A 2,608-nucleotide genomic window follows, 5' to 3' on the forward strand; every position below is an offset into this window, starting at 1 on the left:
CGGCGCGGCGCGGCTTTCCCGGCGATTCCGGGCTGTGGTAGATTCGGGCCCACGTCGTCCTTCTTCGAGTTTGCACTCGCTCATCCGCCCGGCGGGACCAAGAGGAGGCAAGCATGGCGTTGGACATTTCCAAGATTCGCAATGTCGGCTTCGTCGGTCACGGGGGCGTCGGCAAGACCTCCCTCGTCGAGGCCATCCTGTTCGCAGCCGGCGCCGTGTCCCGTCTCGGCAAGGTCGATGACGGCACCACCACCACCGACTTCGATCCCGACGAGATCAAGCGCAAGATCTCGCTGAACACGTCGGTCGCCTACTGCGACTTCAAGGGGTACCGCCTCAACATCGTCGACACACCCGGGTACGGCGACTTCGTCGCGGACGCGCGCGCCGGTCTCCGCGTGGTCAACGGTGCCGTCGTGGTGGTCGACGCGGTGGCGGGCGTGCAGGTGCAGACCGAGAAGGTCTGGAAGTTCGCCAACGAGTACGGCCTGCCGCGCGTGGTCGTCGTCAACCGCCTCGACCGCGAGCGCGCCGATTTCTTCCGCACGCTGGAGGCCCTCCAGAAGCGCCTCAAGGGACGGCTCGCACCGTTTCAGATCCCGGTGGGCGCGGAGGCGGGGTTCACCGGCATCGTCGACCTGATCGCGATGAAGGCGTTCATCACCGCCGACGGCAAGGCGAAGGAGACGGACATCCCCGCCGACGTGATGGACAGCGCGCGGTCCTACCGCGAGAAGCTCGCCGAGGCCGCCGCCGAGACCGACGACGATCTCCTCGCCAAGTACCTCGAGGAGGGCTCGATCAGCGAGACGGAGATGCTCGACGCGCTCAAGAAGGCGGTGTTCGCGGGGACGCTCGTGCCGGTCCTCGCCGCGTCGGCGACGCGCGGGATCGGCGTCGCCCAGGTTCTCGAGCTGATCCTCAAGGAATTCCCGTCCCCCGCCGACCAGGGCGAGGTCGAGGGAACCGACCCGCGGACCAAGGCGGCCGCGAAGCGGGCGCCGGATCCGAAGGCCCCGCTGTCGGCGCTGGTCTTCAAGACGATCTCCGACCCGCACGTCGGCAAGCTGTCGCTGTTCCGCGTCTACTCGGGCACGTTCCGCTCGGACGGCCAGGTGCTCAACGCCGGCCGCGACGCGCGCGAGCGGGTCGGCCATCTCGGCTGGCTCGAGGGCAAGACGCAGAAGGCGGTGGAATCCCTCGGCCCTGGCGAGATCGGCGTGGTCGCCAAGCTCAAGGACACGCTCACCGGCGACACGCTCACCGACGAGAGCCAGCCGGTGATCCTCCCCGGCATCGCGTTCCCCGAGCCGTCGATCTCGTTCGCAATCCAGCCCAAGAGCCGCGGCGACGAGGACAAGATCTCGACGGCGCTCCAGCGCATGGAGGAGGAGGATCCGACCCTCCGCCACCACTACGACCCCGAGACCAAGCAGCTGCTCGTGTCCGGGATCGGGCAGCTCCACGTCGAGGTGATCGTCGAGCGCATGAAGCGCAAGTACAACGTCGACGTCTCCCTGCTGCCGCCACGCATCCCCTACAAGGAGACCGTGAAGGGCCGCTCGGAGGTGCAGGGCAAGTACAAGAAGCAGACGGGCGGCCGGGGCCAGTACGGCGACACGTGGCTCCGCATCGAGCCCTTGCCGCGCGGCAGCGGCTTCGAGTTCGTCGACGACATCTTCGGCGGCGCGGTGCCGCGGAACTTCATCCCGTCGGTCGAGAAGGGCGTCCGCGACTGCATGAAGCGCGGCATCCTGGCGGGCTACCCGGTCGTCGACCTCAAGGTGACGCTCTACGACGGCTCGTACCACGACGTCGACTCGTCGGACATGGCGTTTCAGATCGCCGCCTCGATGGGGCTCCAGAAGGGATTCCTGGAGGCGCGCCCGATCCTGCTCGAGCCGATCATGAACGTCGAGGTGAACGCGCCCGCCGAGAACGCCGGCGACGTCATCGGCGACCTCAACGGCCGGCGCGGCCGCATCGTCGGGATGGAGCCGGAGGGCGAGGTGGTGGCGGTGCGTGCCCAGGCCCCGATGGCCGAGATGTTGACGTACGAGTCGACGCTGCGCTCGATGACCGGTGGCCGCGGCGGCTATTCGATGGAGTTCTCGCACTACGAGGAAGTGCCCGGCCAGCTCGCCGACAAGGTCGTCGCCGCCGCCAAGGCGGAGAGAGAGAAGTCGCACTGATCGGGCGGCGCCGGCCGCATTCGTGAGCTTCGTCACCCACGCCGTGGGCGCTCGGCCGTGAGCTTCGTCACCCACGTCGAGTGCACGGTGTGCGGCCGCCGCCACGAGGCGGGCCGGCTGCTCACGGTCTGCGCCGGGTGCGGGCAGATGCTCGCCGTGCGCTACGACCTCGCCGGGGTCGCCGCCGCCGTCACCACGGCCCAGCTCCGGCAGCGCCCCCCCGGGATGTACCGCTTCCGCGAGCTCACGCCGCTCGACGACGGCGAGGAGCCGGCGACGCTCGGCGAGGGCGGCACGCCCCTGCTCGCGCTCCCGCGCCTGGGGGCCCATCTCGGGCTCCGGCACCTGTGGGCCAAGGACGAGGGCCAGAATCCGACCGGCTCGTTCAAGGCGCGCGGCCTCGGGATGGCGGTGAC

The 2,608-nt window shown here is 69.4% G+C and carries 2 protein-coding genes; both read left to right on the forward strand.

The window, feature by feature from the left end:
• Positions 1-113 precede the first annotated feature (113 nt).
• On the forward strand, positions 114-2,192 hold the full coding sequence (gene fusA / locus VMS22_18895) for an elongation factor G (protein ID HXJ36105.1): 2,079 nt from the start codon (positions 114-116) through the stop codon (positions 2,190-2,192).
• Between the two features lie 57 nt (positions 2,193-2,249).
• A partial coding sequence (locus tag VMS22_18900) for a pyridoxal-phosphate dependent enzyme (GenBank protein HXJ36106.1) occupies positions 2,250-2,608 on the forward strand: 359 nt, incomplete at its 3' end.

The organism is Candidatus Eisenbacteria bacterium (assembly GCA_035577985.1).
GTDB lineage: Bacteria > Desulfobacterota > Binatia > DP-6 > DP-6 > DATJZY01.